The sequence below is a fragment of the Streptomyces carpinensis genome, assembly GCF_002154505.1.
Lineage (GTDB): Bacteria > Actinomycetota > Actinomycetes > Streptomycetales > Streptomycetaceae > Streptomyces > Streptomyces carpinensis.
This window is the reverse complement of sequence record NZ_MUBM01000120.1, coordinates 1-5,126: the sequence shown is the minus strand read 5'-3', so window position 1 is coordinate 5,126 and position 5,126 is coordinate 1. Positions and strand designations below refer to the sequence as shown.

Below are 5,126 nucleotides of genomic sequence, written 5' to 3'. Positions count from 1 at the left end.
CGTGGGGGCCGTCTGCGTGGGTGTCGGCTGCGGGACCGTGGTCGGGGACGGGCCGGACGGGTGCGTGGTGGCCGGGGCGGAGGGGCTGAGTGCCGTGCCGTAGCCGTCGATGGTGACCACGGCTCCGGCGGGTGCGATCGCCACCCGCGCGCTCCAGTGACCGGACGGCTCGCGCAGATGGTCCACGTACACCTTGATCGTCAACGACTCGCCGGGCCCGAGGGTTCCCGACGAGCGGCTGAGGTAGAGCCAGTGCGCGCCGGTGGACGCGGACCAGCGGACCGGCGCCGGACCGGACGCGGTCAGCGTCACGAGCGTGGTGTCACCGGCGCCTGTGGCGGTCACGCTCAGGTGGCCGTCCTTGTGTCCGGCGCCCGAGACGCTGACGACCTCGACGGAGACATCGGGCCTCGTGCCCCCGCCGAAACCGGTGTCGGGCCCGGGGCGGGCGTTGCCCGCGTTCTCGTAGCCGTCGCCCGTCTCCTCCCCGGCCAGGGCGCCGTGGTCGTGCGCCTCGTGCGCGGTGGCCGACGGGCCGCCTTGCCCCTCACCCGTCGGCGTGCCCCGGTAGGCGGCCCACAGGGCCAGCACGGGTGCGGCGACGACCGTGGCGACGACCGTCGTGGTGACGGCACGCGCGCGCAGACGGTCCCTGCGGGCCGCGCGGTCCTTGGGGTCCATAGGGAAGCCCCGCCGGTCGAAGCGGGGAGCGGTGCCCCGCGCGCGCTGGTGCGACATGGCGACGTGCAGGGCCGCCCGCGGCGCCTCCAGGACGGGCAGCTCGGCCGGGGTGACGCTGGAACCGGGCCACCGGCCGGGAACCGCGCGCTCGGCGGTGCGGCGGCAGCGCGGACAGTCGTCGACGTGCCGGACGAGCTCGCGCCGCAGCGCCGTACTGAGCACGAGCGGACTGTCACCGGTGAGCGCGCTCACCCCCGGGCAGCCGCCGGTCTCGACGACGGCGAGCGCCGCGCGGGTGCGCTCCACCTCGCAGGCCGCGGCGGCGAGCAGTTCGCGGGCGGCGGCGAGGTCCATGCCGAGGACCGCGGCGACCTCGTGGCCGGCGAGGTGGTGGCGTACGGCGAGTTCGAGGGCCTCGCGCTGCTCGGGGGTGGTGCCGGCGGCCTCCGGCCAGGCCAGCAGGGCCAGTTCGCGCCGCCGCTCCTCCTGGACGTCCTCGGGGACGGTCGCAGCGGGTGGTGCGGAGCGGCCGGTCCGGCCCGCGCCCGGGCCGCCGGCAGCGCCCCGCCTGCCGCCCGAGCGCCGCCTGCCGTCCGGGCCCTGTCGGCGGTCCGGGCCCCGCCGGTCGTCGGCGTGGCGTCCCGCGGCGTGCGAGGCCTGGCGTTTCTGCCTGGCCTCGGCCAGCTTGCGCAGGCACGCCCAGCGGGCCAGCGCGTACAGCCAGGCCCGCCGGTCCCCCGCTCCCACCGCGACGCGTTGCCCGCACCGCTCGGCGCACACCAGCGCGTCCGCGAGGGCGGCGGTCGCCGTGTCGTGGTCGCACAGCACGGACAGACAGTAGGTGAACAGGCCGTCGAGGTGGGGCTCGTAGCGCGTGGGCGGGTGCCGCGCCAGGGTGCGCGCGGCAGCGAGGTCGCGCGCCTCGCGGTGCGCCCGGCGGGCACCGGTCGTACGGGTCGAGGTCTCCGGACTGCTGCTCATCACCCGTGCGACCGTAGGCGGCGGGGGATCGCCCGTTCTTCACCGTTGCGCACTTTTAATCCGTACGGGTGAAACGATCCCTCATAAGAGCACAGGAACATCCCGGTCCGCGTTCCGTTCGAGTGCGCCCGGGCACGTTCGACCTCGCACGCCGCCGCCGGCCGCCCGCCAGGAGGGACGTCCGGGGCCTCCGGCGCCCGCGCTGTCAGTGCCTGCGGCTACGGTTTCCCGCATGGCTGCCCGTACGAAGACCACCAAGGACCGCCCGTCCTACCGCTGCACCGAATGCGGCTGGCAGACGGCCAAGTGGCTCGGCCGCTGCCCCGAGTGCCAGGCCTGGGGCACGATCGAGGAGTACGGCGCGCCCGCGGTCCGAACGACCACGCCGGGCCGTGTCACCACCTCCGCCCTGCCCATCGGCCAGGTCGACGGCCGCCAGGCCACCGCCCGCTCCACCGGCGTGCCGGAACTCGACCGCGTCCTCGGCGGCGGGCTCGTGCCCGGGGCCGTCGTCCTCCTCGCGGGCGAACCCGGCGTCGGCAAGTCCACGCTGCTGCTGGACGTGGCCGCCAAGGCCGCGAGCGACGAGCACCGCACGCTGTACGTCACGGGCGAGGAGTCCGCGAGCCAGGTCCGGCTGCGTGCCGACCGCATCCGCGCCATCGACGACCATCTGTACCTGGCCGCCGAGACCGACCTGGCCGCCGTCCTCGGTCACCTGGACGCGGTGAAGCCCTCGCTGCTCGTTCTCGACTCGGTGCAGACGGTGGCCTCCCCGGAGATCGACGGCGCGCCCGGCGGCATGGCCCAGGTGCGCGAGGTGGCGGGGGCGCTGATCCGCGCCTCCAAGGAGCGCGGGATGTCCACCCTGCTCGTTGGCCATGTCACCAAGGACGGTGCGATCGCGGGCCCGCGCCTGCTGGAGCACCTCGTGGACGTCGTGCTGCACTTCGAGGGCGACCGGCACGCGCGCCTGCGCCTGGTGCGCGGCGTCAAGAACCGCTACGGCGCGACGGACGAGGTGGGCTGCTTCGAGCTGCACGACGAGGGCATCACGGGCCTGGCCGACCCCAGCGGCCTGTTCCTGACCCGCCGGGACGAGCCGGTGCCGGGCACCTGCCTGACCGTCACCCTGGAGGGCCGCCGCCCCCTGGTCGCCGAGGTCCAGGCGCTCACCGTCGACTCCCAGATCCCCTCCCCGCGCCGTACGACGTCGGGCCTGGAGACCTCCCGGGTCTCGATGATGCTGGCGGTGCTGGAGCAGCGCGGCCGGATCAGCGCGCTCGGCAAGCGGGACATCTACTCGGCCACCGTCGGCGGTGTGAAGCTGTCCGAGCCGGCCGCCGACCTCGCCGTGGCCCTCGCCCTGGCGTCCGCGGCGAGCGACACACCGCTGCCGAAGAATCTCGTCGCGATCGGCGAGGTGGGTCTCGCGGGCGAGGTCAGACGGGTCACGGGCGTCCAGCGCCGCCTCGCGGAGGCCCACCGCCTGGGCTTCACCCACGCCCTGGTGCCGGGCGACCCGGGCAAGATCCCGCCGGGCATGAAGGTCCTGGAAGTGGCCGACATAGGGGACGCGCTGCGGGTGCTGCCGCGCTCGCGTCGCCGAGAGGCCCCACGGGAGCAGGAGGACCGCCGGTAGACTTTGCCCTGGTCTCGCCCGTCCGTACGAACCGAGTGTGCGAAACGGGAGCGCCTGAAGAACCTGCGACCGGAGGAGTGCAGTGGCAGCCAACGACCGGGCAGCAGCTCCCGGAAAGTCCGGCGGGAGTTCCGGCACCGAAGGCCTGATGCGCGCCTCACTGAGCGCCGTGGCGCCCGGCACGGCGCTGCGGGACGGTCTGGAGCGGGTGCTCCGCGGCAACACCGGCGGCCTGATCGTGCTCGGCTCGGACAAGACCGTGGAGTCGATGTGCACGGGCGGCTTCGTCCTGGACGTCGAGTTCACGGCGACGCGGCTGCGGGAGCTGTGCAAGCTGGACGGCGGCATCGTGCTGTCCTCTGACCTGTCCAAGATCCTGCGCGCGGGCGTGCAGCTGGTCCCGGACCCCACGATCCCCACGGAGGAGACGGGCACCCGGCACCGCACGGCGGACCGCGTCAGCAAGCAGGTCGGCTTCCCCGTCGTCTCCGTCTCACAGTCGATGCGGCTGATCGCCCTGTACGTCGACGGCCAGCGCCGGGTCCTGGAGGACTCCGCGGCGATCCTCTCCCGCGCCAACCAGGCCCTGGCCACCCTGGAGCGTTACAAGCTCCGCCTGGACGAGGTGGCGGGCACACTGTCGGCGCTGGAGATCGAGGACCTGGTGACGGTCCGGGACGTCTCGGCGGTCGCGCAGCGCCTGGAGATGGTGCGCCGGATCGCCACCGAAATCGCCGAGTACGTGGTGGAGCTGGGCACCGACGGCCGCCTACTTGCGCTCCAGCTGGACGAGTTGATCGCGGGCGTGGAGCCCGAGCGCGAACTGGTCGTGCGGGACTACGTGCCCGAGCCCACGGCCAAGCGCTCCCGTACGGTCGAGGAGGCGCTGGCCGAACTCGACAAGCTGTCCCACGCCGAACTGCTGGAGATGTCCACCGTCGCCCGCGCCCTGGGCTACACCGGCTCGCCCGAAACGCTGGACTCGGCGGTCTCCCCCCGCGGCTTCCGCCTGCTTGCCAAGGTCCCGCGGCTGCCCGGAGCCATCATCGACCGTCTGGTCGAGCACTTCGGCGGTCTGCAGAAGCTCCTCGCGGCGAGCGTCGACGATCTCCAGACGGTGGACGGCGTGGGCGAGGCCCGGGCCCGCAGCGTCCGCGAGGGTCTGTCACGGCTGGCGGAGTCGTCGATCCTGGAGCGGTACGTCTAGCAGGCCGCAGGCTGTCGGCCACAGGTCGCCGACCGCAGGCCGCGGGCCCGCCGAGGCTTCTGACGGCGCCAGACCTCCGACAGCGCGAGTCCGCGGACCAGCGCCCGGCGTCCGAAGGCGCCGGTCCGCCGACCGGCGCCGGACCGTCGACCGGCGCCGGACCGTCGACCGGCGCTGGTCCGACCGGCCCTAGTCCGCCGACAGCACGAACGACGTCTGCAGCTTCCCGTACCCCGGCACCTTCGCCTCCACCAGGTACGTCCCCGCCCCGGCCGAGCCCGCCGGAGGGGTCGCGCACTGGGGAGCGCTCGGCTTGCGGTCCCACCGCACCGTGTAGGTGATGCCGCTGCCCGCCGGCACCCGGTACAGCAGGCTTCCGGCCGTCTTCGGACAGTCGTCCGAGGACCAGTAGTCGGTGTTGCTGTCGGCCTTGCTGATCGTCACCACCGCGGCCTTCGGCCCGAGGTCGACCTTGCAGTCGGTGCCGGAGGAGTTCTTCGCCGTCAGTTCGAAGGTCGGTGTCTGGCCGGGCCCGTAGGTGTTGTGCACGCTGCGCAGGCTCAACGAGACCGCTGCGGAGGCGCAGTTGGGGAGCGTGCTGCCGGCCGGCAGCAC

At 74.1% G+C, this 5,126-nt stretch carries 3 protein-coding genes and 1 pseudogene; 2 read left to right on the top strand and 2 right to left on the bottom strand.

Annotated elements, in window-relative coordinates:
• Positions 1–1,662 (bottom strand): BACON domain-containing protein (locus tag BZY54_RS17100; protein ID WP_086726058.1); only part of this gene is annotated, 1,662 nt, incomplete at its 3' end.
• A gap of 232 nt (positions 1,663–1,894) precedes the next feature.
• Here BZY54_RS17100 and radA point away from each other — a divergent pair.
• Both radA and disA read left to right on the top strand, forming a co-directional pair.
• A complete protein-coding gene (gene radA, locus BZY54_RS17095) occupies positions 1,895–3,304 on the top strand; it encodes a DNA repair protein RadA (RefSeq protein ID WP_086726057.1) in 1,410 nt (469 codons plus the stop codon).
• Positions 3,305–3,386: 82 nt separating this feature from the next.
• Entirely contained in the window at positions 3,387–4,511 is a 1,125-nt protein-coding gene (disA, locus tag BZY54_RS17090; protein WP_086726056.1) for a DNA integrity scanning diadenylate cyclase DisA, read from the top strand.
• A 189-nt stretch (positions 4,512–4,700) separates the two neighbouring features.
• On the opposite strand, the pseudogene BZY54_RS17085 reads toward disA, so the two are convergent.
• Positions 4,701–5,126 (bottom strand): annotated as a pseudogene (locus tag BZY54_RS17085) (hypothetical protein); the annotation flags it as partial.